Genomic DNA, 23,524 nt, shown 5'->3' on the forward strand with positions numbered 1-23,524 from the left:
TTAGGATCAATTCATGCCTCAGTACATGGACATCACCTTGACCATCCATCCCCACATGCCGGTTTGGCCCGGCGATCCGACCCCCGAAGTGACGCGTATGCGATCCATTGCCGAAGGGCATGTGTGCAATGTGTCCCGCTTTGCCGCCGGGGTGCATTTGGGCACGCACCTGGATGCACCGCTGCATTTCATCGACGGGGCGGGCGGGGTGGAAACCCTGGCCCTGGAAACCCTGATCGGTCCGGCGGTGGTCGCCGACGTGGGCGATGCTGACCGGGTGGACGTGAGTCATCTGGAAGCCATGGATTTGCCCGCCGACTGCACCCGCCTGCTGATCAAAAGCCGCAATTCGGCTTTGTGGTCGCGGCCGGGTACCGAGTTTCATGCGGACTACGTGGCCCTGACCCCCGAGGCCGCTGATTGGGTGGTGGCACGGGGAATCAAGCTGGTGGGCATCGATTACCTGTCCATCGAGCGCTACAAGGAGCCCGGCCACGTGACCCACCACAAACTGCTTGGCGCCGGGGTGATCGCCGTGGAAGGGCTTGACCTGCGCGGCGTCGAACCGGGGCCCTACAAGCTGATCTGCCTGCCCATGAAGATCGCCGGGTCGGACGGGGCGTTCGTGCGGGCGGTGCTGGAGGGGTGAAGAGGCTTCCTCTACAAATGATGATCCACGTCCAAAGGCACCGGGTATTCATGCCCCAGTTCATTCATGGCGACGGCAAAGAAATAGTCGAGTTTTTGGTATAGCTTTTTCTCGTCGGCCTCGATGTTTTTGGCGGTCAGGTCGGCCATGACCACGGCCATCAGGTCCTGATCACCCGGTTCCTTGAAATCGGCTTCGATGACTCTTATCGCGTAGTCTTCCGCCTTGCTGCCGGATAGACCGAGGATCTCGGCAACCCATAGGCCGAACTTTTTGTTGCGCCGGGCCTGGGCCTTGAAACGGGTCTCCTGGTCCATCTTGAACTTGGCCTCGAAGCCGCTTTCCCGCTCGTCGAAAATCTCGGTCATGGGTGCTCCTGTTTTTTCCCGGGTCTCTGTTCGATATAGTCGCTCGTGCCCATTGACGCCAGGGGGCGCTTGATGACACCTTCGGTGCATGTGCAGTGTGATCATCCTTCGCCGCCCCGGCCATGCCTGGCCGTTGATGCTGGCTTCCAACCGTGACGAGATGGCGGGGCGGCCCTGGCGCCCCCCCGAGCGTCATTGGGATGACCACCCCCATGTGCGGGCCGGGCTTGATGAAAAAGCGGGCGGAACCTGGCTGGGCCTCAATGATGATGGGGTGATTGCCGGGGTGCTCAACCGGGTCGGCACTTTGGGACCCAAGGAGGGTTTCCGCAGCCGCGGCGAATTGCCGATGGAGGCCTTGTCCCATGGCGCGGCCACCGAAGCCGCCGAGGCCCTTCGGCATCTGTCGCCGACGGCCTATCGCCCCTTCAATATGGTGCTGGCGGATGCCTTTTCGGCTTATTGGATGAAAAGCGACGGCCACAAGATCGACGTGGCGGCCATTCCCGACGGCTTTTCCATGTTGACCGCCCATGATCTCAACGATACGGCGGCATCGGGGCGGCAGCGGTTGCATCTGCCGCGATTCCGGTCGGCGCCGGTGCCCGAGCCCGAAGGCGATTGGTTCGTCTGGCAGGCGCTCATGGCCAGTCGGGACGGCGAGACCCCCCGAGACGGCCTGTGTGTGGTCACCGATACGGGATTCGGGACGTCGTCGTCCTCGTTGATGGCCCTGCCGCTGCCACCCAGCGACAAAAAGCCGGTGTGGCTGTTCTGTGGCGGGCGTCCCGGGGAAGCGGATTATCGGCCGGTTGCCGGTTGAGTCCATTGCACCGGTAGCCACGAAGCCCAATCGCGCGGGGTGATCAGGTCATGGAGCCAGTTGGATTTCTGAATGACCAGAGCCACCACAAAGGATGTCGCTACCGTAAAGGCGACACTCCCCACAGCCACCGCAATATGGAGAAGGCTCCCCGCCTCGCCAACGGAGAGGCGGCTCAATAGGGCCATGTCCAGGGCCTTGATCAGGAGCGGGTGAGCCAAATAGACGATCAACGAGAGGCGACCCAATTGTTCCACAAGAGGCACCTTCGCGAGAATGCCGGAGAATAGATAGAAAGTGAAGAAACCGCTCAATCCCAACAGATCATGCAGCAGAAACTCCGGGTCAAGGATGCTACCCACGGACAGGGTACCCACCTCCGTGTGGCTGTTGAGCGACACGCAAATCGCATAGGACAGAACAAACAGTCCGAGAGACGCCCAGCGGGCCAACCCGAAATGCCGGGGGGGTAACTGATCGATCAGAAAACGAGCCATAGATCCCAATACGAAGAGATAGGCTACAATGGGCAGGCCCAATGGGATCATGCGAGAAATCTCATTAGGCAAAAGACCGACAAAGAGATGCAGGCCGATAAAGATCGCAAAGACAAGGGGGCGAATCCCCTTGGGCAAGGCACGATACAGGCTCAGAACCAGAATAGTGCCGCACAAGGCGGGCAGGAACCAGAAGGCATAAAACCCCGAGGAAGCCTTTACATTGGCCGCCGACCCGGTAATGCCGCCCAGGAGATAAGTTTCCACGATCGAAGAGCCATCGGGTCCACCGGACAAAATCAACAGGTTGATCGCCGAGGCCGCGGTATAGAACGCGGCGAACGGAATCAGATAGCGAATGAGCCGGTCCCGGTAAAATGGCCAGTCGGTTCTTGTCGAGTTGGCAAGAAATGGCAGAAACAAAAAGCCCAGAACGTGATAGTTCAAGGGTCTGAAGATATATTCGAAATGATTCCGCACATATTCATTGTGATCAAGTATGACAATGAATATCAGAGCTCCCTTTAGGACATTCAAATCAATATGGTTCTTGGTTTCATGTCCCATGAAAAAGCCGTCCGCTATTGATGGATGTTGTGCGGTTGAATCTGAAGTGTGCTAAGCGTTTGCGCGTGCCGACGGGCTGCCTGGTCTCCGGTACAAGGGATTGATCTCTCCCAAGCGATTATTAACAATTCGTTTTAAAACCATGACCAGCACCATCAGGCAGTGGGCGAGCTCGAAATAGGCCATGCTCAGAGCCGCGCCCGAGACCATGAACGCGGCCAACCCGATTTGTATGGATGCCGCTAGGTCTCCGGCCCATTTCAATTCATCGATATTCCTGGAGGATCGTATGATGCCGGTGCAACTGAACCAGCTAAATGCCAGGATGACCAGGTACAAGATCAGACCCAAATAGCCCAGGTCCCCCAAGACCTGGAAATAGATACTATGCGCCGCATGGGCCTTGTGGGGATCCGGATGACGACCGAGAGCGTCAAAAGCGGATTGATAGCTGTTGGCGATATCGATCCAAATTTTGTAGTCCTGAACAGCATGGAATCCCCCGCCGAAGATGGGGTTTTCCGAGGCGATCAGGCTGCTGACTCGCCAGGCGATCACACGTCCCATAAAGGAGCTATCCTGATCCGCCTCTTGCAGCGTTTCCATGCGATCAAACCACTTGTCCGACAAGAGCGTGGTGGAAAAGGCCGCAAGCGGCACGATGATCGCAATGGTCAACAGCTTTTTCTTCGACCTAAGGAAGAACATGCCTCCGACAGCCATCATCCCCAATAGGCCGCCACGGGAGAACGTGCCCAGGACGGCGAGAATGCCTGTGAAAAGGACTCCTGCCAGCACCAGCCGTGTGAACTTGTGTTTGCTGTATTTATAGAGGTAGGCCACCAGCGGCAGAGTAATCAAGACCGCGAGGGCAAACTGATTGTTATCGGCAATGAAAGATTGCGGGGGGCCGGTAATATGGTGATGGCCGGCGGAAAGGAGGAACTTGAGGCCCTCGCGAGCCGAGTGAAAGCCCATGGCCACGCACTGGGCAATCAGCAACACATGAATCTTGAACCGATCATTGATGATGAATGAGACAAAAAGAATAAAGACGATGGTTTTTGCGAATTTCGTATATTCACTCACAAGATTGGATGAATCGGATGGGCTGAATAAAACAGACATAGAGCCATGAATTAATAGCACAATGTATAATATGCCGACCGTGTCCAGCTTAAAATTCAGCTTATCTTTTGACGTGAAGCTTGTTAGTATTGTTATTAATGAAATAAATAAAGTAAATCGAATAGATGACGAGAATCCATAAACATATTTATTGATCACCATAAGAGATGACCATCCCCATATGACAATTCCTAGGTACGGTCTTTTAAAGACGAGGAAAACGCATAGTGCGAATAGGGGGGCTACAACTAAGTCGCGCATTTAACGCACCAGATAGTGATCGATCTGTAGGAGGTGTCTTTAGTTTTTATTTTCCGATTTCTTCTTCTTGTCCGGAAGGACCTCGTGATAGGCAAATAGCCCCGTGGGTTCCTCGTCGGAATCGCTTGGATCATTCATGTGTGCCCAGATCACGACCACTGCAAAAGCACCCAATGCCGCAATAAAGACCAAGGATTCCACGGTGACCCCTGTATTTGATTAAGTCGCACAAGAGGTTGGATGCTAGATGAAATCCATTTGGGGGTAAACCCGAATTCCTCCGGGCGCCCGGATGCCAGCCTACCGCCATTGGCCTATGTCATCTTGCCTACAGGTCGATTAACCCCATATGCATGGCAATGGTTGCCGCGTGGGTCTTGTTGTTAGCGCCCAGCTTGCGTTTGGCATTGTCCAAATGTTCGTTCACCGTGCGGGTGCTGAGATTGAGGATGTCGCCGGTCTCATCGGCTGTTTTGCCCCGCGCCGCCCAAGAAAGGGTGTCGCGTTCCCGATCCGTCAGGTGGACCTTAAGCAACGGGTTGCCATCTTGATCCATGAATTTTGATCGGGTTTTCATCTCTTTGGCAGCCAGGTCGCTCATCTTCTGGGCAAAGTAGATGCTCAGAACATGCAGGTCGTGTTTCTTGTGTTTGACCATGAAGCGCAATTTTGCTAACTTGTCAGACCAGAAATAAACGCATGAAGCGATTTGATGCCGCCCCATGTGGTCCACGTAATGAAAAGGGACAACCAACCCGTCCTTGAAGCCATGGTCCTGGGACGCTTCCATGAGCTTTAAAGAGCCCAGCTTGCGTTTGCGCCCCCCCTCGGGCAGGTCCACCTGAGACCAGAGGAAGGCGACGTTGCTTCGACGCACGATGGGTAACATGGGATCGTCATGGATGAAGTTGTTCATCCGGTATTCGCGATCCCAAGCAGGGGGAATCGACCCGACCGTGAACGGTTCGTCGATTCCGGGCTGCCCGGCATCCAGGAAATTGATGCCGCAAAAGCCAAAATTACCTGCAATGCGATGCATGGTATCGCGGAGGGATAGAACACCCTCGCAGTCTTCAATTTCAGCAATGTATTTGCTTAGGTTCATTCCCTAAGAACCCCGTATTTTTGCGGGTACGCCGACAACACATAAACATATCTCATGGTGTCGATACAACCCAATGGAGTTGGTCGACAATGGATAAAAATTATTCAGCCGTGTTTTGTCATTTGAATGACGAACCAATAATTGCCAAAGAGATATTCAAGTTCAGAAAGCATATCTTCGTGGACGTTTATGAGTGGGATCTGGAGCATTCCGCCCATAGCGAACACGATGCCTTCGATACTCTCTACACCATCTATTGCGCGTTATTCGACGGGGATGAGATCGTCGGGACCTTTCGAGCCAATCGGACCGATCGCCCCTACCTGTCCGCCTGGGCGTTTCCCCAGCTGGCGGGTGAGCGCCCCTATCCGCGTCGAGCCGATATTTGGGAGATCAGCCGATTCGGCGTGCTCAGCAAAGGGCGCTCCGAGCGGCTGGCCTTCCTGAATTATGCCTTGATGTTCCATTTCGCGGCGAAGCTGGGCGTCACCTCCTTGGTGGCGACGGCCGAGCCTTCTTATGAGCGTTTCCTGTCGCAGATCGGCATCGAGACGCTCCGCTACGGACCGCCGCTGATCATCGGCCATACCACCTCCGGCAAGCCCATCGAGAGCCTGGCCGGCGAGATTCCCATTTCATCCCAGTCAGGCGTGCGCTTCGAGCGAATCATGCGTTCCCTGCATAACGTGGAGATTTCAGATGCTTCGAATGTTTTCGGACCTGCCCGCATTTCGGCGTGACACCCTCGGCTTCTTCCTCGACAAGTGTAAGAACGCCACCGCGCCATTGGAAAAACTTCATGTCGGTCCGCACCCCATCTATCTGGTGGCCGACCCGGACCTGGTCAAACCGGTTTTCAACGCGCCGGAAAGCGAAATCGACAAGGGTCGGTTGATATACAAGATGCGCGAGGTTCTGGGGCGCAGCTCGCTGACCTTGAACGGCGACGAGCACAAGGAGCGCCGGGCCGCTATCCATGCTCGTCTGGCCAAGGGCATGACAACGACCTATGTGCCCGAGATCTCCGCCATCGTGCGTCGCTATACCATGATGGCGGCGCAACAGGGATCGTTCGATGCCCATGGCATTGGTGCACCGCTGGCCTTGCGGGTGATCTGTGACGTGTTGTTCGGTCGCGAGGCCCTCAGTCGCGGCGATGAGGCCGCCCTGGTCAATACCATCAAACTGGTCGAAGACGACGTGGCGGAAAAGATCTTCCGTGTGTTCCCCGACCTTCCCTGGGTCGCCAAGCGCAAGAAGGAAAAACTGCGCCAGGGCCGAGAGATCATGATGCAGGTGGTGGAACGGGCCCGGCAGAAGGCCTCCGATGCCTCGATCCTGCAAGGTCTGTTGGAATTGAACCTGGACGACGAAGGTCTGCGGGACGAGATCTTGTTGATCATCCTGGCCGGACACCACACCACCGGTTCAGCGGCGGCCTGGATTTTCTACTACATGGCCCTCTATCCGGACTTGGTGGAGAATCTGGCCAAGGAAGCCGCCGACATCGGCGACGAGACCGGCGAGATCATTCCCGAGAAGCTCTATCGCGATGCGCCGGTCAGCCGGGCCTTCGCCAACGAGGTCCTGCGGCTGTTTCCCAGCAGCTATTGGATGTCGCGCGAGACCATGGCCGATGTGGAACTGGGCGGCATGCCGGTCAAGGCGGGCACGTCCCTGATCATTTGTCCCTGGGCCTTCGGACGGGATCCCAAGTTCTGGGACGACCCGGAGGAATTCCGTCTTGATCGCTCCTATGCCAATCGCGCCTTCGTCCCCTTCGGAGCCGGACCGCGGGTTTGTGTCGGGGGGCAACTGGCCATGGTGGAACTGCAATTGATGGCTCTCGAATTCGCTTCGGCCTTCGAGTTCACCGGCGTCACCCCCAACCCGGCACCGTTGCCCAAGCCGTCTCTGACCTTGGTGCCGCCGCGCATGGAAGTGACGGTCAAGCCCCGAGCACACCGGGCCGAGCCGCTGATTTCCACCCACGCGGCCTAACAACGAAGCTTGAAAGCAAAAAGGAGATGACCATGGATTCCTCGAATGTCGAAAGCTTCATGGTGTCGTTCGCCGATGTCAATTTGCCCGACACCAACGGCCTTATCGACTTTCTGGCGGTACGGCTCCCGGATCTGGATCTGCGCAAGCCTGATGCGGCTGTTTTCGTTCGGGCGGCCATCCGGGTGCTGGCCGACATGGACGAAGACCCTCGCGTGGTGATCCCCTTCCAACCGCATGGCAAGCGGTTGGACTTGGATGATCTCATCGACTACTACCACTACCCCATCGGTGATGTGGATATTCTCAGTCGCGATGCCGGGGTACTGATGAGAGCCGCCATCCTGACCATGGACGGATTCATGGAGGTCTCCTGAGCAGGGGCTAGATCACGTCGTGTTTGATCGGATTCGATCAAACACGAAAAACGTGATCGATTCCAATAAGGGCGCGCGTGTCTAGCGGGTCCGATTGGACCCGACACGCGCTAGGCGGTCTTTCGAAGGTTTGAGGTCAAAGGAGACTCGGGATCGGTTCTTCCGCCGTGCCCCGGTGTTTCCCAGGGGGGGCCAAGAAACTTCCTTCAGACGGCGTGATTTACGGGTTCCGTTGAAGGGCGGATATGATCTAGTATGCGCGCTAGCTTGCGCCAAATACTGATTTTATTGTCTCCAGAGGCGGATATGACTCGACGTCCAAATTTTTTCATCGTGGGGGCGCCTAAAAGTGGCACCACCGCCATGGATAGTTATTTGCATCAGCACCCGGATATTTTCATGGGGCCGAAAGAGGCCCACTATTTTTCGCCGGATGTGATCCGGGATCAAAATTTTCTGTTTTCGTCAGAAAGATATGAGAGGTTGTTTTCCGAGGCGAGCAACGAAAAAGTGGTTGGCGAAGGATCTGTTCATTATCTCGTTTCCCCGGAAGCAGCGAAACGAATTCATGACTTCGATCCAAAGGCCAAGATCCTTGTGCACGTACGCAATCCCGTGGATTTCCTTTATTCGCACCATTCCCAACAGGTGTTCGAGGGATATGAGGATATAGAGGATTTCCAAGAGGCCTATCATGCCACGGATGATCGGCGCAAAGGCCAACGGATCCCGGAAAAGTGCCGGTTCGAGAAAATTCTCGATTATCGGGAGATGACCAATTTCGCGGACCAGATCCAAAGGTACTTTGACCTTTTCGGTCGTGAGCAGGTGATGGTCACGCTGTTCGATGATTTCAAAAACGATACCTCATCTGTCTATCGCAAGACATTGGCGTTCCTGGAAGTGGACCCATCATTCGAACCGGCATTTCCTGTGGTAAACCCCAACAAGAAAATTCGCAGCCGGGCCTTGATGAATTTTATCAAGGATACGCCCGATTGGGTGACCTCGGCGAGCCGCATGGTGATGCCCTTGCCGGTAAGAAAAAAGTTGAAGCAGTGGATCATTCGCAAAAATACCCGTTTTCAGGAACGGACCCCGATGGATCAGGCATTCCGTGCTCAGTTGACCATTGAAATGCAGCCTGGCGTGGAGCGTTTGGCCAAACTGATTGGTCGGGATTTGTCGGCGTGGCAAAAGTCGTAGCGCGTGGGCAGAATTTCCGGACTCGTTGAGATGGATGGTGAGGTCGCTCAATGACAGGGAATAAAACAACACGCCTCAGCGGGCATTGGTCGGTTTGGTTCTGCCTTTTAGCCTGCCTTGTTGGGCGCTCTTTCCCGGCCATGGCCGATATTGTGAAGGGGCCGATCTATAACCCCGAGTCCAAGTCCTACTTTGCCCTGGTCAAAGCCGATGTGCAGCAGAAGTTCTGGGATACCTTGGATGTCGCGGCGGCGGCGCGCACCCACAAGGATGTTCACGGACGTCTGGCCATCATCCGGACCCGGGAGACCCATGATTTCGTGATGAAGAATCTGGCCATCAAGTCTCCCACATGGATTGGCCTGCGCTACTGGTGCACGTTTAAATCGCTCCAATGGGTGGATGGCTCAAAGGTCAAGGGGGCTGATTTCCAACATTGGCAGAGTCCGTGGTATCGCAGCAAAAAAACAACCTGCTTGGACGATCCGCGTTCCAGTCGTGTTTTCATGCCGGTCTACTACGAACCGAAAAACTACCGTGAAAAAGGGGTTTTTCTCAAAGGGAGCAAGAACGACGATGCCTATTGGCGAGCGGCCGGACATGAACAGCCCTTCAGCCACTATCTCATTGAGTTTCCCACGGGCGCTGAGTAATTGGGACGATCCATGCAGACCCGGCTTTCCGACCTCATCATGGATGCGGCGACCCGGCGACCGGATTCCATAGCCCTTGTCTCGGGGAAAAAGCACTTAAGCTACAAAGATCTCGCCACCGCCGTCGAAGCCGCTTCGGGTGGCCTAGTGGAATTGGGATTGAGGCGGGGAGACCGCGTCGCGATCTACCTGGACAAACGCGAGGAAACCGTCGTCTCGCTTTTTGGCGTGGCCCATGCCGGTGGCGTTTTCGTGCCGGTGAATCCGGTCCTGAAGGCGGCGCAGGTTGCTCATATTTTGAACGACTGCGGGGTGACGGTTTTGATCACCACAGCGGTCCGCCTGCGTTCCTTGGAAAAGATCATAGGAGATTGTCGGTCCCTTCGAGAGGTGGTCCTGGTCGATGATGAAGACTGCGAAGGGCCGGTTTCCTGTATTGCCTGGTCGCGGATGATGTCGGCTCGGGGATCGATCCGTGCCCACCGGCTGACGGATCTGGATATGGCCGCCATTCTATATACTTCCGGTTCGACCGGACGTCCAAAGGGGGTGGTGCTGTCCCATCGAAATCTGCTGGCCGGTGCTCATTCGGTGGCGGACTATCTGGAAAATAATGAACATGACCGCATCTTGGCGGTGCTGCCGCTCAGCTTCGATGCCGGATTGAGCCAGCTAACCACTGCCTTCGCCGTTGGTGCCCGGGTGGTATTGCACAACTATCTCCTGGCCACGGATGTGGTGAAGGCAGTGGCAAAGGAGGGCATTACCGGATTGACCGGAATCCCTCCCTTGTGGATACCGTTGGCGCGTTTGGAATGGCCGGAGGACGCCCGGCGGCGTATGCGATACTTCGCCAATACCGGTGGCGCCATGCCGCGCGCCACCTTGGATCATTTGCGTTCGGCCTTGCCTGAGAGCCGCCCCTATTTGATGTACGGCCTGACCGAAGCCTTCCGGTCCACCTATCTCCCGCCCGAGGAAGTGGATCGTCGGCCGGATTCCATTGGCAAGGCGGTTCCCAATGCGGAGGTTTTGGTGGTGCGACCCGATGGCAGCCTGTGCGATCCCGAGGAAACCGGGGAACTGGTGCATCGGGGCGCTTTCGTGGCCATGGGATACTGGAATGATCCCGATAGAACCGCCGAGCGGTTCCGTCCTGCTCCAAGCCATCAACCGGAGCTGCCGTTGCAAGAGACGGCTGTTTGGTCGGGCGACTGGGTGCGAAGGGACGAGGACGGTTTTCTGTACTTTGTCGGGCGTCGGGATGACATGATCAAAACTTCTGGATACCGGGTTAGTCCTGCGGAACTGGAAGAGGTTCTCTATGCTTCCGGCGCCATTGGCGAAGCGGTTGCGCTCGGGCTCCCCCATCCGAATTTGGGACAAGGAATTCTGGTTGTGGCAACCTCGCCGGAAGACGGTATCAAGGACCCGGGGCGCGTCTTGAACATCTGCCGGGCGGCGTTGCCAGGGTTCATGGTGCCGCACAAGGTTCTGTTCGTTGAAGAATTGCCGCGCAATGCCAATGGCAAATTTGATCGGCAGGCATTGGTGACGACGCATCGTGAGCTATTTACGAATAGCGGGGGGGAGGGTCCCTGATGAACGCCGCGCGCAATTTCCCCGTTGTCGATGGTCAAATTTCCGTCGGTGGCGTGCCGCTTTTCCAGTACGTCGAACAGAATGGCGGTTCGCCTCTTTATATATATAGTCGGGATCTGATCGACAAACGGGTGTCATTGTTGAGAAAGCATCTGCCTGATGCGGTTCACCTGTCCTATGCCATCAAGGCCAATCCCATGCCGGATGTGGTGAAATTCATGGCGGAGCGAGTTGACGGTTTTGATATCGCCTCCGCAGGGGAACTGAAAACGGTCCTTCAAGCCCCCATGCCGGTCGACAACATCAGTTTCGCCGGACCTGGCAAGACGGACATGGAATTGCGACAGGCCCTGGAAGCTGGGGTAACGGTCAATCTGGAATCGGCCGGTGAGTTGGAGCGGTTGGTCCTTCAGGGCGAGCAAACAGGCTGTCGACCCCGGGTAGCAATCAGGGTCAATCCCGATTTCGAACTCAAGGGCTCAGGCATGCGCATGGGCGGTGGCGCCAAGCCGTTTGGGGTTGATGCGGACCAAGTGCCTGGTCTTTTGCGGCGCTTGGCGGACTTGGATTTGGATTTCCAAGGTTTCCACATATTTACCGGATCCCAAAATCTGCGGGCTGATCTGGTGACCGAGGCCCAGGGCAAGGTTGTGGATCTGGCCCTATCATTGGCCGAGCAGGCGCCGAGCCCCATCCAGTTACTGAACTTGGGCGGGGGATTTGGCATCCCATATTTTCCGGGAGATGAGCCGTTGGATTTGGCTGCCGTGGGTGCAGGCATGGCGCCGCTTGTCAAAAAAATAAGCGCCGCCCACCCGGCGGCTCGGATCGTGGTGGAACTGGGGCGCTATCTGGTCGGCGAGGCCGGCCTTTACGTGACCCGGGTGGTGGATCGCAAGCAATCAAGGGGAAAAACCTTTCTGGTCACCGACGGCGGTCTCCATCATCACCTGGCCGCCTCGGGGAACTTCGGACAGATTCTTCGCCGTAATTATCCGGTGGCCGTAGGCAACCGGATGGCCGAGGCTGCCACGGAAACGGTGACCGTTGTCGGCTGCCTGTGCACTCCTCTGGATATTCTGGCCGATGGAGTGGATCTGCCGCGGGCCGAAGTGGGCGATTTGATCGTTGTCTTTCAATCGGGCGCCTATGGTCCGACCGCAAGCCCGAGCGCCTTTCTTGGGCACGCGGCGCCTGCGGAATACCTGGTATAATCGGCCTATCTCCACCCCTCGAGGGGGGGGGTGTCGAGAATCTTGTCACCCCACGTATCCTGCTGTACCTTCTTAACCAGTTGATATTGCGTTATTTTTTATGGTGAGGGTGAGTCGTTTGCCAGGTCGCCATTTCCCGCCCATGAATCCGCTCGCCAAGGTGTCGGAATCCTTTCCATTTTGGTTGGGTTCTGGGAGGTAGGAGGGGCTGGAAAATTGTTACATCGTTGAAAAAGAATGAGAAATAAAAACTGGCACGGTTGGTGCATAGTAGGGTCCGAGTAAGAATTACCGGCGAAGGATGACTTCACGAACGCCGGCTAAAACCGACAAAACGTGATTTGGAGATTTAAAATGACCAAGATGCAAAAAACTTTGATGGCTACCATCGCCGGTGCTTTCGCCCTGACCATGGCCACCACCGACGCCAAGGCCGAAGCCCTGGCTTATGGTTCCTTTACCATCAGCAACGCCGTGTTGAACCTGAACCCGACTGGCGAAACTTCCCGTCAACTGTCGCTTGGCGACGTGATCCCGCTCAGCCTGAACAACACCGAAGAAGCCGGTGCCAGCATCCCGGGCTCCAGCGCCAGCACGGGTGACGGCACCATGGCTTGTGTCGGCAACTGTGGCGGCATCGCCGAGAACACCTTCTCTCAGGCGGCCAATGGCCCGACCTTCAGCCGCGCCGACACCCTGTTTTATGGCTCGCTTCTGGATGCGGGCGGTACGCCTGGCGTGACCAGCTCCATCGTCAGCGAAACCTCCATGGGCGCGCACATTCCGGCGATTTCCGGTTCCGCCAACGGCGACACCGGCAATACCTCGCAGATCATCTTCACGGCGGCAACTGCCGGCAACCTGACCCTGTCGTTTGACGCGGCCCTGGATATGGTGGCCGACATCACCGGCGACCGGGCCCGTCCGGCCGAATTGGCCCGCGTGACCTCGACCTTCGCCGTGACCCTGGTTGACTTCACCACGGGTCAGACCATCCTGGACGTCGCTCCGGACGAACTGAACGTCGGTACCGGCGGCGTGTTGCCGGTGGTCGCCACGGCCTTCACCGACCCGGACGTGAGCTACAGCCTGCCGATGACCCACTACGACATCACCAGCGATCTGGATCTGGTCCAGGGTCACCTGTACTCCCTGACCGTTATCCACCAGGTTAACACCAACGCCACGGCCGTTCCGGAGCCTGCCTCCCTGGCCCTGATGGGTATTGGCCTGATCGGTCTGGGCGCTGCCAGCCGTCGCATGAAGAAGAAGGCCGCCTAATAGCCCTTCTTCCTAGGCAAACAGTTCAAAAGGCCGGGTGCATGAGCATCCGGCCTTTCTCTTTGTCGTGATTCTTGACACCTGCCTTCCTTGTCGCGGGTCTCTTGAAAATGTGTCGTTATATCATAGAGTTGACTCAATATTGATTGAGTCCAATCGCCTCGATCCCCCTCTCTTGTCAAAGACCGCTGCCAAACGAAGCGGACAGGTGTCGGAATCCTTTCCATTTTGGTTGGGTTTTGGGAGGTGTGAGGGGTTGGGGAATTGTTACATCGTTGAAAATGAATGAGAAATAAAAACTGGCACGGTTGGTGCATAGTAGGGTCCGAGTAAGAATTACCGGCGAAGGATGACTTCACGAACGCCGGCTAAAACCGACAAAACGTGATTTGGAGATTTAAAATGACCAAGATGCAAAAAACTTTGATGGCTACCGTCGCCGGTGCTTTCGCCCTGACCATGGCCACCACCGACGCCAAGGCCGAAGCCCTGGCTTATGGTTCCTTTACCATCAGCAACGCCGTGTTGAACCTGAACCCGACTGGCGAAACTTCCCGTCAACTGTCGCTTGGCGACGTGATCCCGCTCAGCCTGAACAACACCGAAGAAGCCGGTGCCAGCATCCCGGGCTCCAGCGCCAGCACGGGTGACGGCACCATGGCTTGTGTCGGCAACTGTGGCGGCATCGCCGAGAACACCTTCTCTCAGGCGGCCAATGGCCCGACCTTCAGCCGCGCCGACACCCTGTTTTATGGCTCGCTTCTGGATGCGGGCGGTACGCCTGGCGTGACCAGCTCCATCGTCAGCGAAACCTCCATGGGCGCGCACATTCCGGCGATTTCCGGTTCCGCCAACGGCGACACCGGCAATACCTCGCAGATCATCTTCACGGCGGCAACTGCCGGCAACCTGACCCTGTCGTTTGACGCGGCCCTGGATATGGTGGCCGACATCACCGGCGACCGGGCCCGTCCGGCCGAATTGGCCCGCGTGACCTCGACCTTCGCCGTGACCCTGGTTGACTTCACCACGGGTCAGACCATCCTGGACGTCGCTCCGGACGAACTGAACGTCGGTACCGGCGGCGTGTTGCCGGTGGTCGCCACGGCCTTCACCGACCCGGACGTGAGCTACAGCCTGCCGATGACCCACTACGACATCACCAGCGATCTGGATCTGGTCCAGGGTCACCTGTACTCCCTGACCGTTATCCACCAGGTTAACACCAACGCCACGGCCGTTCCGGAGCCTGCCTCCCTGGCCCTGATGGGTATTGGCCTGATCGGTCTGGGCGCTGCCAGCCGTCGCATGAAGAAGAAGGCCGCCTAATAGCCCTTCTTCCTAGGCAAACAGTTCAAAAGGCCGGGTGCATAAGCATCCGGCCTTTCTCTTTGTCGTGATCAATTCCGATTGGGGTGCGCGTGTTCAACGGGTCCGATTGGACCTCATACGCGCTAACAGGCTGCTGAAAAAGTCCGATTTCGAGCGTATGGCGACACATGCTTCGACAAGCTCAGCATGAGGGCCTTTGAACTCTCAACATGTTAGCCTCACCCTGAGCTTCCTCATCCCGAGCTTGTCGAGGGACGAAGGGCGAGGCGGGCCGTCGGACAACACTTGTTCAGCAGCCTGCTATAGCCTTTAAAAATACCGCAGCAGACGCAGTTGAAGGTAATCGTCCTGGCGCAGGCCGGTCAGCGGATCGTCAAAGGGCATATTGGCGATAATGCTGCCTTCCAGTTCCGCCGTCCATTCCTCGGAAAGGCGTGTACTGGCTTCAACGCCAATGGCCAGGGCGCCGGTATGGCGATCCACCGTTGAGCCGATCAGGAAGTCGGTATCGTCGGAATCATTCATCGTCAGCCGCAGAGCCATAAACACATCGCTATCGGCCGAGGTGACAGGTGCGTTGGCATTGCGGTCGTCGTAGAGGTATTCCGCCAGCAGCCCAAGGTCGGCACCGCTCTCAGCCAAATCATAGATGGTGTACTCGACACCGGGCACGGCGGCGAAGAACTGCGGATCGCCGTTGCCCCAACGGGAGATGGCCTCGAACTTCAACAACCAGGCATCCTGGGTCGATTGAATATCAATGCCCGCTTGGTCGATAATGTCATAGGTGGGAGTGCGGATTAGGCGCCCATTCTGCAAACTGATGGGCAGCCGTGGCTCGCGGCCGGTGCCGTGGAAATAGGACAGGCCGAAATCCCAATCGCCGATGAAATGGGAATAGCGCGCCGCAAAATCCACGTGGCGGCTACGCATGCTTGATTCATAGGTTGGATTGTCGATATCGGTTGGCATTTGATCGCGCAGGCGACCGCTCCATCCGGGATAGGTCCGTTCCCGGAAGCCAGGCATGACGAACAGGCCCACATTGCCCCAGTCGCGTAGGAAATTGACGTTCAGCATGGGCTGGCCCAGCTTGTCTTCGCCGTTGGGGTTTTCCACGGTGTCGCTTTGGTTGATGATGTCCACCAGATGCCGGGACTCAGTCACCCCCCAAAACACCTTGGCAAGGCCAATTCGCATGTCCCAGTCATCGCCCAGGCGCTGCCAGTTGAGCTCCCGAATATCGAAGTGGGTCCGCTGACGATCAACGGAATCAATGCGGCCATAAGGGATCACCGTGATTCGGTCGAGCCCGTCATTCCATTCGTAGCGGTACTCCGGTTGCAGCATCAAGGAGGGTTGAACCCGACCATTTGCTTGCGGGCTGAATGTTGGGCTGGAAAAGAAGACTCGGGTCTCAAAACCCACATGTCCGCCGAACTCATGAGTTCCCGTGCTTTCCTCGACCTCCGGGGCCTCCGGGGCGGCCTCTGGAGCTTCCTGGGCCCCGGCGGGCATGGCCGACATGGCGGCCATCAGAGCAATCATGGAAACGGAAATCGTACGGGCGGACATGGCTTGGGTTCCTTCGCTTAACGCACCGATTTCAGGCGATTAGGTTGGAAGTTCCCTTCCGACAGACCGACACCGAACTTGAAGTCGCTCCATTTCATGGTGGTGCTCTTGCCGGTCTGGTGATTGACCATTTCCATCAGATGCGGGCGCCAGTGCTTGTCTTTATAGACGTTGTATTCGGTCTGGGTCAGGGTCTTGAGGAAGGCGTCCTTGCGATCAAAGTAGTCGATCTTCACCACCCGGTAGGTCTTGGTCTCAAGCCACAGAATGTTCTTCTTATAGCCTGAGGTCTTGTCCGTCGGGTAACGCTCCGAGACATGGCAGGTCAGCGCGGCATCGGTGGGGCAGGGCTCTTCCTTCAGATATTTGTAGGTGTACTTTTCCACTTCCGGGCTCGACAGATCCTCGTAGGAGAATTCCGAGCCGACAAAAGAGCCGGAGCGGTTGGACGAACTGATCCGTTTGACCCGCTTCATGGCCGGAAGATAGAGCCACTGGTCATCGTTCTTGGCTTTATGGGCGTGGGTCAGCAGAGCGGTGCCCTTGATGTCGCGCGGACGTTTGAACACCATCAGGCTTTTGTCGCCATCGCCGGGTTGTTCCAGTGTTTTGGAGGAAAATCCGCGGATGCTTTCTTTGCCGCTTTTATTGCGCAGGGTCATCTCACCGTTGGCATCATAGTCGCCAAAGCCCGCATCGGCGGCCTTGGCTTCGGTGGCGATGCGCAGCCCCTTTTCCTCGGGGGTTTCGGCCTGGGCCGCCAAAGGCAGGGTCAGTGCAACAGCAGCAATGGCAAGGGATCGGAGCATCATCTTCATTTCCTCTCGAACAACATCAAAAGCGGCGGCAGGAAGAGCATATCGGTTATCAGAGCGACGCCGATGGTGATGGCGCTCAAAAGCCCCATGTCACCGTTCACGGCGAAACCGGACGTGGCAAGGATACCAAAACCGACCACCAGAGCAAAGGTGGTCACCCCCATGGCCGTACCCACGGTGCGAATGGCATAGCGCACCGCTTCCTCGGGCTCATGGCCATATTCGCGGCGGGCGCGCAGGTATTTGGACAGCATATGCACCGTGTCATCAACCACGATTCCCAGGGTCATGGCGACCACCACGGCGATGGCCAGGTTGACCTCGGTGAACAGGAATCCCCAGATCCCAAAGGCAATGGCCGCGGGCATCAGGTTCGGCGCCAGACTAATGACCGCGATCTTGGCGTTGCGCAGCACGAAATAGAGAATGAACGAGATGATCACCAAGGCACCAATGGTGCCGCCGAGCATGGACTCGATATTGTTCCCCGAAATGTGGGACACGGCGACCGACATGCCGGTGGCCTTGGAGTACATCTCCGGCGCATTCTGCTTCAACCAGCCTTCGCTCTTGTCCACCAGGGCCAAGATATCGTCGGCGGTGGTATTGACCACCGTGGCTGTGAAGCGCGACGAGGACTTGCCGATATCCATCTGACTGTTGAGATCCAGGCCATAAGGCACCGAAAGCTCGTAGAGCATGAGGAATTGGGCCGCCGCCTCGCTGGTATCGGGAATGCGGTAGTACTGCGGGTCATCGGCATTGACGTTCTCGTGCAACCGCTTGATGGTATCGGTCAGGGCCGAGACATGGACCACCTTGTCTTGCTGACGGAACCATTCGGCGAAGGCGTCCACCTTGGCCAGGTACTCAGGATTGGTGATGCCGCCTTCCTCGCCCGAGGGCAGGGAGAATTCCAGCGCATGCAGGCCGGTCAGGTTGTCCTGGGTAAAGTCCGCATCAACGCGGAACTGATAGCGGTGGTCGAAGTAGCGGATGAAATCGTCATCCAAAACAATCTTGAAGCTGCCCAGAGCCAACACCACGGATACCAAACCGATGACCGGCAGCAAAATCTTGCGCTTGGCGACGACGAAATCGGAGATCCCATCCATCAGCGCATTGGGATTGGCGCTTTCCTTGGCGCGACCGGGCAGCATGGACATCATGGAAGGCAGGAAGAACACGGAATAGAAGAAGGCAAAGGTCACGCCGCTGGCGACGATGGTGCCTAATTCCTGCAATGGCGGAGATTCGCTGAAGTTCAAGGTCAGGAAGCCAACCGCCGTGGTCAGGCTGGTGACGAATACCGGGCCCATGTTGACACGGATGGATTCTTTGACCGCCCCGTGTTTGTCCTTGCCGTTGCGCAAATAGAAATAGTGGCTGGCCAGCAAATGGACGCTGTCGGCCACGGCCAGGGTCATGATGATCACCGGCGCGGCGGCGGTGGAGGAATTGATCACGAACCCGGTCCAACCGGCCAAGCCCATGGTGGAAATGATGGACAGGATGATCACGAACAAGGTGCTGACCACGCCCCAGAAGGTGCGCAGGGTAAAGCCGACGATCAGCATGATGGCGATCAGCATGGCCGGGATCAGGGTCTTGGTATCTTCCTGCGAGGCCTCGGCGAAGGTCATATCGATCATCACGCCGCCGGTCAGATAGAAATCGATCTCCGGGTGCTGCTTGCCGATCTCGGACACCATGGCTCGGACATAGGTGACGATTTCGGGGATTTCCGATTGGCTTTCGCCCGGATTGAGCACCGTGATATTGATCGCCGTGACATCGCCTTTTTCAGATACCACTTTGCCGTACAGGGGCTTGCGGGTGACCGCCACCTCGCGCAGCTTGCTCAGGTCTTCGTCGGTCATGCTTTCCGGATCGAGAACGAAATCCTCGATGATCAATTCGTCGCCATCGGCGCGGGAATATTGGAAGTTGGTCAGCGAGTCGACCCGCCGGGAGAACGGTGTTTGCCAACCGGCCTCGGTGATCTCCTTGACCACGCCCAAGGTCTCTTTGGTGTAAATATCGCCATTCTTGGGCGCCAGCACCACCAGCAGGCTGTTGTCCTTGGTATAGGTGGCTTCCAGAGTCTCCAGGGCGACCCGATCCGGATTGTCGGGCGCCAAATAGACGCGGCTGTCGGTATCCAATGTCAGGAACCGCATTCCCGACGCCAGCCCAAAGGCCAGCAGAATACTGAAAACAATAATGATCCATCGTTTGCCGACGACAAATTCGCCCCAAGCACTTTCGTGCCCGTCGCCTGTTCCCTGATTGCTCAACGGAACCTCCCCGAAATTTTCATACGCCCCAAAATCAAGGCGCAGAATCGCACCCGGGCAAAACCGTCCGCCCATCGGCAAGAGTACTCAAGAACAGGTCCCGGGTCACGGCATTTCTGCAATTGTCACCGTGGGTTCAAAGGTTTCCTTGAACCGTCCTGGTGGTGGAAAAGCGGCCGACGGAAATGATAAAATGGGCCGAATCAATTGCCGGGGAGACGCCCATGCATCATATGCCTTACCATGAACCGGAGCCCGGTGGCTTGGCCGCGTTGGCCCTGACAGAGCGAAGGCGGCTGGAAGATCTTCTGACCACCGCCCGAAATGACTATGGTGGGCTGGCTTTGCGGCTCGGGGATCGATGGTCGAGGGCTTGGTTGCATCGCTCCGGTAACCCCTATTTGGCTGAAATAGAAGCGATTTCCAAGGTTATCGACGGGCCCGGCGCCTATTTGCTCAACCTGAGTTTCGAATGGACCTGTACCAGCGCGGCAGCGCCCGACCCGGCGGCGGAAACCCCACGCCTGGTGCGTAGCCTGGATTGGGAGTACGAGCACCTGGGGCGTTCCGTGATGGTGGTTCGTCAACACGGACCGGCGGGTGACTTTTTCAATGTCACCTGGCCCGGATTCGTGGGGGTGCTGACCGCCATGGCGCCGGGGCGCTTTGCCGTTGCCATCAATCAACCGCCCATGACCCGGCGCAGCGGATTGAAGCCGCTGGACTGGATTCTCAACCGGCTGTCTTGGCGCGGCAGTAAGGCTATGCCACCGAGCCACTTATTGCGGCAGGTCTGCGAGACCTGCGCGACCTATGATCAGGCCTTGGAAGCGTTGCGCGACACGGAACTCTGTATTCCTGTGTTCTACACCTTGGTTGGTGCGGAAGCGGGGCAGGGCTGCGTCATCGAACGAACGCAGACGGAAGCCGGAGTGCGCGACTTCCCAGCGGTGGTGGCCAATGATTGGCTGGTCTTCGATCGGGAGGATCACCAACGCGGTTGGGATAGCCCAGGGCGGTACCGACAGATGCTGGCCGATCTGGAAACCCTCCCCGGCGATTTTTCATGGGTCAAGCCGCCGGTTCTCAACGCCGCGACCCGCTTGACGGTGATGGCCAATCCCGGCAGCGGATCGTTGCAGGTGCAGGGTTGGGAAGGCGAGGCCCCGGCAACTCAGCTATTCACCTTGTGAGAGCGGGCGGATCGGCACGTCCCGGCGGATCAGAAACCAGATCAGGCCCAGGACCTGAAGCCCCACCAGCACCAGAAAGGCGGCCTGATAGCCTTCGGGGGCATAGCTGTCCGGTCCCGGTTGCGGCCACAGGTCGATGACCGCTCCGATGCCCCATTGGCCAATGAAGGCGGCAACGAACACCAATAAATTCAGACCTGTATTGACTCGTCCCGCCAGGCGGTCGGGAAAGGCCTGGGACAGGGCGGCATAGGGCAGGATATTGGCGGCGCCGACCAGCCCGAAGGCAATCCATAGGGGCAAGGCGGCCTCCGTCCACTGCAGCGCCAGTCCTATCTGGATGCCGATGCCGATGGTCATGCCCGTCACTGCCACGGTCATGGGCGCTAGACCGCGCCGGGCCAGTTTTGTGGCCAGGGTCCCCGATCCCATGTAGCCCACCATCATGGCCAACGCGATGAGCAGCAGCGCCGGGCCGACCTCTTGCCTTTCAAACCCGGCCACGTCCCGCAGCCAGGGGCCCGACCACAGGCTTTGGATGGCGATGAACGAGGCCTGGACCAGAAAGGAAAACGGTGCGACGCGCCAGAACAGCGGTGAGGTGAAGACTTCCGCCACGCCGCGCAGTGCCTCGCCGGGATCATGGGCTTTGGCCTTTTGCGGCTTTTCCGGCACCACGGTCCAAATCAGTCCCGCAACGACCACCGTCGCCAAGGCCACGCCCCAGAACAATCCCCGCCAGTCGGTGATCTGCAAGGCCCATTCCACCGGCTGGGTGGCGGCCAAGGCACCAAGACTACCGGCAGCCATCTGGAACCCATTGATCTGCGGTAGTTTTTCCGGCGGGAACCAGGCGACAAAGGCGGTGAAGGCGGCCATCAGGCAGGCGGAAACTCCAAACCCGATCAGGCTTCGTCCGATCAATAAGCCCGTCAGGCTTTCGGATAGGGCAAACAGGGCCGCACCGGCGGCGGCAAATAACAGCAGCAAAGCTTCCGTGCGCCGCGCTCCAAATCGATCGAGCAAGACACCCAGCGGCAATTGAAATAAGGCAAAGGTCAAAAAGTACGTACTGGTCAGCAAGCCCAAATCCGAGGCCGTCAGGTCCAGTTCACGGATCAGGTCCGGCGCAATCACGTTATTGACCGTCCGATACAGATAGGACAGAAAATACCCGCAGGCAAAGGGAAAAAAGACTTTGAAGACAGTCATGGCGCCTCGGGGCTTGGGAACGGCGGATCGGCATGATTAAATGGCGGATTGCTGTTTCTGGCAAGCGATCATCCTCGGAGGGGCCCGTGCAAGACCGGATTTCACAGGCGGTAGACTGGGTCATGGCCCGTGGCCTCGAAGGCATGGATCCCATGCTCATGGTCGAAGGTCTTTGTGAGCGGCTGGTGGTCGCGGGACTGCCTATTCGTCGCGCGGTCTTTGGCGCTTCGACCCTGCATCCGTTGCTGGAGGGGGTGACCTCTGTCTGGACCCACGGCGGGGGCGTCGAGCGCCAGGAGCATTTGCATGGCTCCATGCAGGAAGGCCCGTTCCTCGACAGTCCAGTTCGCTACATGATGGCCGCCGGATCCGACAGGCTGCGTCGGCGCCTGGATGGCACCGACAAGGAACCGGACCTAAAGTTTTTCGACCAGATGGCGGCGGATGGCTACCAAGATTTCATTGCATTCATGACCCCCTTTGGCCCGAGAGAAGAGGCCTTGGCCAAGCGGGATGGCATCTATGTCTCCTGGATGACCGACGTACCAGAGGGATTTGCCGAAGATCACCTGGCTACCTTGGAGCGGATCCAGGGACGTTTGGCCCTGGTCGCCAAGCTGGCCAACCGCGAACTGCGCGCCGCCAACGTGGTGGAGGCCTATTTGGGCCCGCTGGTGGCACGCAAGGTACTGGACGGAACCATTCAGCGCGGCGACGGCGAGGACATCAATGCGGTCATCTGGTTTTCCGATCTGCGGGGCTCCACACCCATGGCCGAATCCTTGTCGGGACCGGCGTTTCTGGAAATTCTCAACCACTATTTCGAATGCACCGCCGGGGCTTTGCGAGATCACGGCGGAGAGATTTTGCGCTTTATCGGCGATGCGGTCATGGGAGTGTTTCCCCTGTCCGGCGAGAACGATACGGTTTTGGCTCACAAGGCTTTGGACGCGGCCTGCGAAGCCGAGCGGCGCCTAGACGCCCTCAACGAAGCACGCGCGAGCGAGGGGCTCGAACCCTTGGGAATCGGCATCGGGTTGCATATGGGGCCGGTGCTTTTCGGCAATATCGGCATACCTGAACGGCTCGAATTCTCGGTCATCGGCCCGGCAGCCAACGAGGCGGCACGGCTGGAAAGCCTTACCAAGACCGTGGGACGGCGGGTGGTGGTTTCCGACCGTTTGGCCAAAATGGTCCCTGATCGGCTGGTTTCCTTGGGCCATTATCGGCTACGCGGGGTGACCCGTGACGTGGAAGCGTTCGGTCTCCGCGATGGCCAATGATCCCGCAACGCATCATGACGGTTTACAGGCCGTCACCGCGATCTTAAAGAAATAGGATCGGTTTTCCCGGAGTCTCTTAACG

At 57.6% G+C, this 23,524-nt stretch carries 22 protein-coding genes; 13 read left to right on the plus strand and 9 right to left on the minus strand.

Annotated features, from left to right (window positions below; genetic code table 11):
* The first annotated feature begins 13 nt into the window (after positions 1-13).
* A complete protein-coding gene (locus MGMAQ_RS04515; protein WP_046020604.1) occupies positions 14-649 on the plus strand; it encodes a cyclase family protein in 636 nt (211 codons plus the stop codon).
* Between the two features lie 11 nt (positions 650-660).
* On the opposite strand, the gene MGMAQ_RS04520 is transcribed toward MGMAQ_RS04515, so the two are convergent.
* Positions 661-1,017 (minus strand): DUF1476 domain-containing protein, encoded by a 357-nt coding sequence (locus MGMAQ_RS04520; protein ID WP_046020605.1) that lies wholly within the window; start codon positions 1,015-1,017, stop codon positions 661-663.
* Positions 1,018-1,105: 88 nt separating this feature from the next.
* Between MGMAQ_RS04520 and MGMAQ_RS04525 the strand changes: the two genes are divergently transcribed.
* A complete protein-coding gene (locus tag MGMAQ_RS04525) occupies positions 1,106-1,840 on the plus strand; it encodes an NRDE family protein (protein WP_046020606.1) in 735 nt (244 codons plus the stop codon).
* Here the strand turns inward: MGMAQ_RS04525 and MGMAQ_RS04530 are convergent.
* From MGMAQ_RS04530 to MGMAQ_RS04540, 4 genes are all read right to left on the minus strand, one after another.
* Positions 1,819-2,904 carry an acyltransferase family protein gene (locus tag MGMAQ_RS04530; RefSeq protein WP_046020607.1) on the minus strand — a complete coding sequence of 362 codons (1,086 nt, stop codon included), beginning with the start codon at positions 2,902-2,904 and terminating at the stop codon, positions 1,819-1,821. The genes MGMAQ_RS04525 and MGMAQ_RS04530 overlap by 22 nt on opposite strands.
* A 51-nt stretch (positions 2,905-2,955) precedes the next feature.
* Positions 2,956-4,293, minus strand: a complete 1,338-nt coding sequence (locus MGMAQ_RS04535; protein ID WP_082085266.1) for a putative O-glycosylation ligase, exosortase A system-associated — start codon at positions 4,291-4,293, stop codon at positions 2,956-2,958.
* Between the two features lie 39 nt (positions 4,294-4,332).
* Complete coding sequence (locus MGMAQ_RS20960) at positions 4,333-4,494, minus strand: hypothetical protein (RefSeq protein ID WP_158498773.1); 162 nt, start codon at positions 4,492-4,494, stop codon at positions 4,333-4,335.
* A 127-nt stretch (positions 4,495-4,621) separates the two neighbouring features.
* Positions 4,622-5,398: a LuxR family transcriptional regulator gene (locus MGMAQ_RS04540; RefSeq protein ID WP_046020609.1), complete on the minus strand. Its 777-nt coding sequence runs from the start codon at positions 5,396-5,398 to the stop codon at positions 4,622-4,624.
* Between the two features lie 89 nt (positions 5,399-5,487).
* Here MGMAQ_RS04540 and MGMAQ_RS04545 point away from each other — a divergent pair, with 89 nt between their 5' ends.
* The 9 genes from MGMAQ_RS04545 (at position 5,488) to MGMAQ_RS04585 (ending at position 15,061) form a co-directional block, all read left to right on the plus strand.
* Positions 5,488-6,138, plus strand: a complete 651-nt coding sequence (locus tag MGMAQ_RS04545) for an acyl-homoserine-lactone synthase (RefSeq protein ID WP_052716114.1) — start codon at positions 5,488-5,490, stop codon at positions 6,136-6,138.
* Positions 6,098-7,399 carry a cytochrome P450 gene (locus MGMAQ_RS04550; RefSeq protein WP_052716115.1) on the plus strand — a complete coding sequence of 434 codons (1,302 nt, stop codon included), beginning with the start codon at positions 6,098-6,100 and terminating at the stop codon, positions 7,397-7,399. The genes MGMAQ_RS04545 and MGMAQ_RS04550 overlap by 41 nt, the downstream gene beginning before the upstream one ends.
* Before the next feature lie 32 nt (positions 7,400-7,431).
* The gene (locus MGMAQ_RS04555) at positions 7,432-7,776 is read left to right on the plus strand and encodes a hypothetical protein (protein WP_046020611.1); all 345 of its coding nucleotides are present in this window, start codon (positions 7,432-7,434) and stop codon (positions 7,774-7,776) included.
* A 267-nt stretch (positions 7,777-8,043) separates the two neighbouring features.
* Positions 8,044-8,982 (plus strand): sulfotransferase, encoded by a 939-nt coding sequence (locus MGMAQ_RS04560; protein WP_158498775.1) that lies wholly within the window; start codon positions 8,044-8,046, stop codon positions 8,980-8,982.
* A gap of 140 nt (positions 8,983-9,122) precedes the next feature.
* Entirely contained in the window at positions 9,123-9,635 is a 513-nt protein-coding gene (locus MGMAQ_RS04565; RefSeq protein ID WP_046020613.1) for a C-type lectin domain-containing protein, read from the plus strand.
* 12 nt (positions 9,636-9,647) lie between these two features.
* Positions 9,648-11,237: an acyl-CoA ligase (AMP-forming), exosortase A system-associated gene (locus MGMAQ_RS04570; protein ID WP_046020614.1), complete on the plus strand. Its 1,590-nt coding sequence runs from the start codon at positions 9,648-9,650 to the stop codon at positions 11,235-11,237.
* Entirely contained in the window at positions 11,237-12,451 is a 1,215-nt protein-coding gene (locus MGMAQ_RS04575; protein ID WP_046020615.1) for a pyridoxal-dependent decarboxylase, exosortase A system-associated, read from the plus strand. The genes MGMAQ_RS04570 and MGMAQ_RS04575 overlap by 1 nt, the downstream gene beginning before the upstream one ends.
* Positions 12,452-12,805: 354 nt before the next feature.
* Positions 12,806-13,732 carry an EDSAP-1 family PEP-CTERM protein gene (locus tag MGMAQ_RS04580; protein WP_046020616.1) on the plus strand — a complete coding sequence of 309 codons (927 nt, stop codon included), beginning with the start codon at positions 12,806-12,808 and terminating at the stop codon, positions 13,730-13,732.
* 402 nt (positions 13,733-14,134) lie between these two features.
* A complete protein-coding gene (locus MGMAQ_RS04585) occupies positions 14,135-15,061 on the plus strand; it encodes an EDSAP-1 family PEP-CTERM protein (RefSeq protein ID WP_046020617.1) in 927 nt (308 codons plus the stop codon).
* Positions 15,062-15,373: 312 nt separating this feature from the next.
* On the opposite strand, the gene MGMAQ_RS04590 is transcribed toward MGMAQ_RS04585, so the two are convergent.
* Genes MGMAQ_RS04590 through MGMAQ_RS04600 form a run of 3 tightly spaced genes read right to left on the minus strand, consistent with a single transcriptional unit; the run spans position 15,374 to position 19,754 of the window.
* The gene (locus MGMAQ_RS04590; RefSeq protein ID WP_046020618.1) at positions 15,374-16,639 is read right to left on the minus strand and encodes a hypothetical protein; all 1,266 of its coding nucleotides are present in this window, start codon (positions 16,637-16,639) and stop codon (positions 15,374-15,376) included.
* A gap of 17 nt (positions 16,640-16,656) precedes the next feature.
* Complete coding sequence (locus MGMAQ_RS04595) at positions 16,657-17,451, minus strand: outer membrane lipoprotein-sorting protein (protein WP_198409159.1); 795 nt, start codon at positions 17,449-17,451, stop codon at positions 16,657-16,659.
* Positions 17,452-17,453: 2 nt separating this feature from the next.
* Positions 17,454-19,754: an RND family transporter gene (locus MGMAQ_RS04600; protein ID WP_046022953.1), complete on the minus strand. Its 2,301-nt coding sequence runs from the start codon at positions 19,752-19,754 to the stop codon at positions 17,454-17,456.
* 224 nt (positions 19,755-19,978) lie between these two features.
* Between MGMAQ_RS04600 and MGMAQ_RS04605 the strand changes: the two genes are divergently transcribed.
* Positions 19,979-20,947 (plus strand): hypothetical protein, encoded by a 969-nt coding sequence (locus MGMAQ_RS04605; RefSeq protein WP_148560846.1) that lies wholly within the window; start codon positions 19,979-19,981, stop codon positions 20,945-20,947.
* Here MGMAQ_RS04605 and MGMAQ_RS04610 read toward each other — a convergent pair.
* Positions 20,933-22,159, minus strand: coding sequence for an MFS transporter (locus tag MGMAQ_RS04610; protein ID WP_046020620.1), 1,227 nt, complete (start codon positions 22,157-22,159; stop codon positions 20,933-20,935). The genes MGMAQ_RS04605 and MGMAQ_RS04610 overlap by 15 nt on opposite strands.
* A gap of 86 nt (positions 22,160-22,245) precedes the next feature.
* On the opposite strand from MGMAQ_RS04610, the gene MGMAQ_RS04615 reads away from it, so the two are divergent.
* On the plus strand, positions 22,246-23,442 hold the full coding sequence (locus tag MGMAQ_RS04615) for an adenylate/guanylate cyclase domain-containing protein (RefSeq protein WP_052716119.1): 1,197 nt from the start codon (positions 22,246-22,248) through the stop codon (positions 23,440-23,442).
* Positions 23,443-23,524: the final 82 nt, after the last annotated feature.

Source organism: Magnetospira sp. QH-2 (assembly GCF_000968135.1).
In the GTDB taxonomy this organism is placed as follows: Bacteria; Pseudomonadota; Alphaproteobacteria; order Rhodospirillales; family Magnetospiraceae; genus Magnetospira.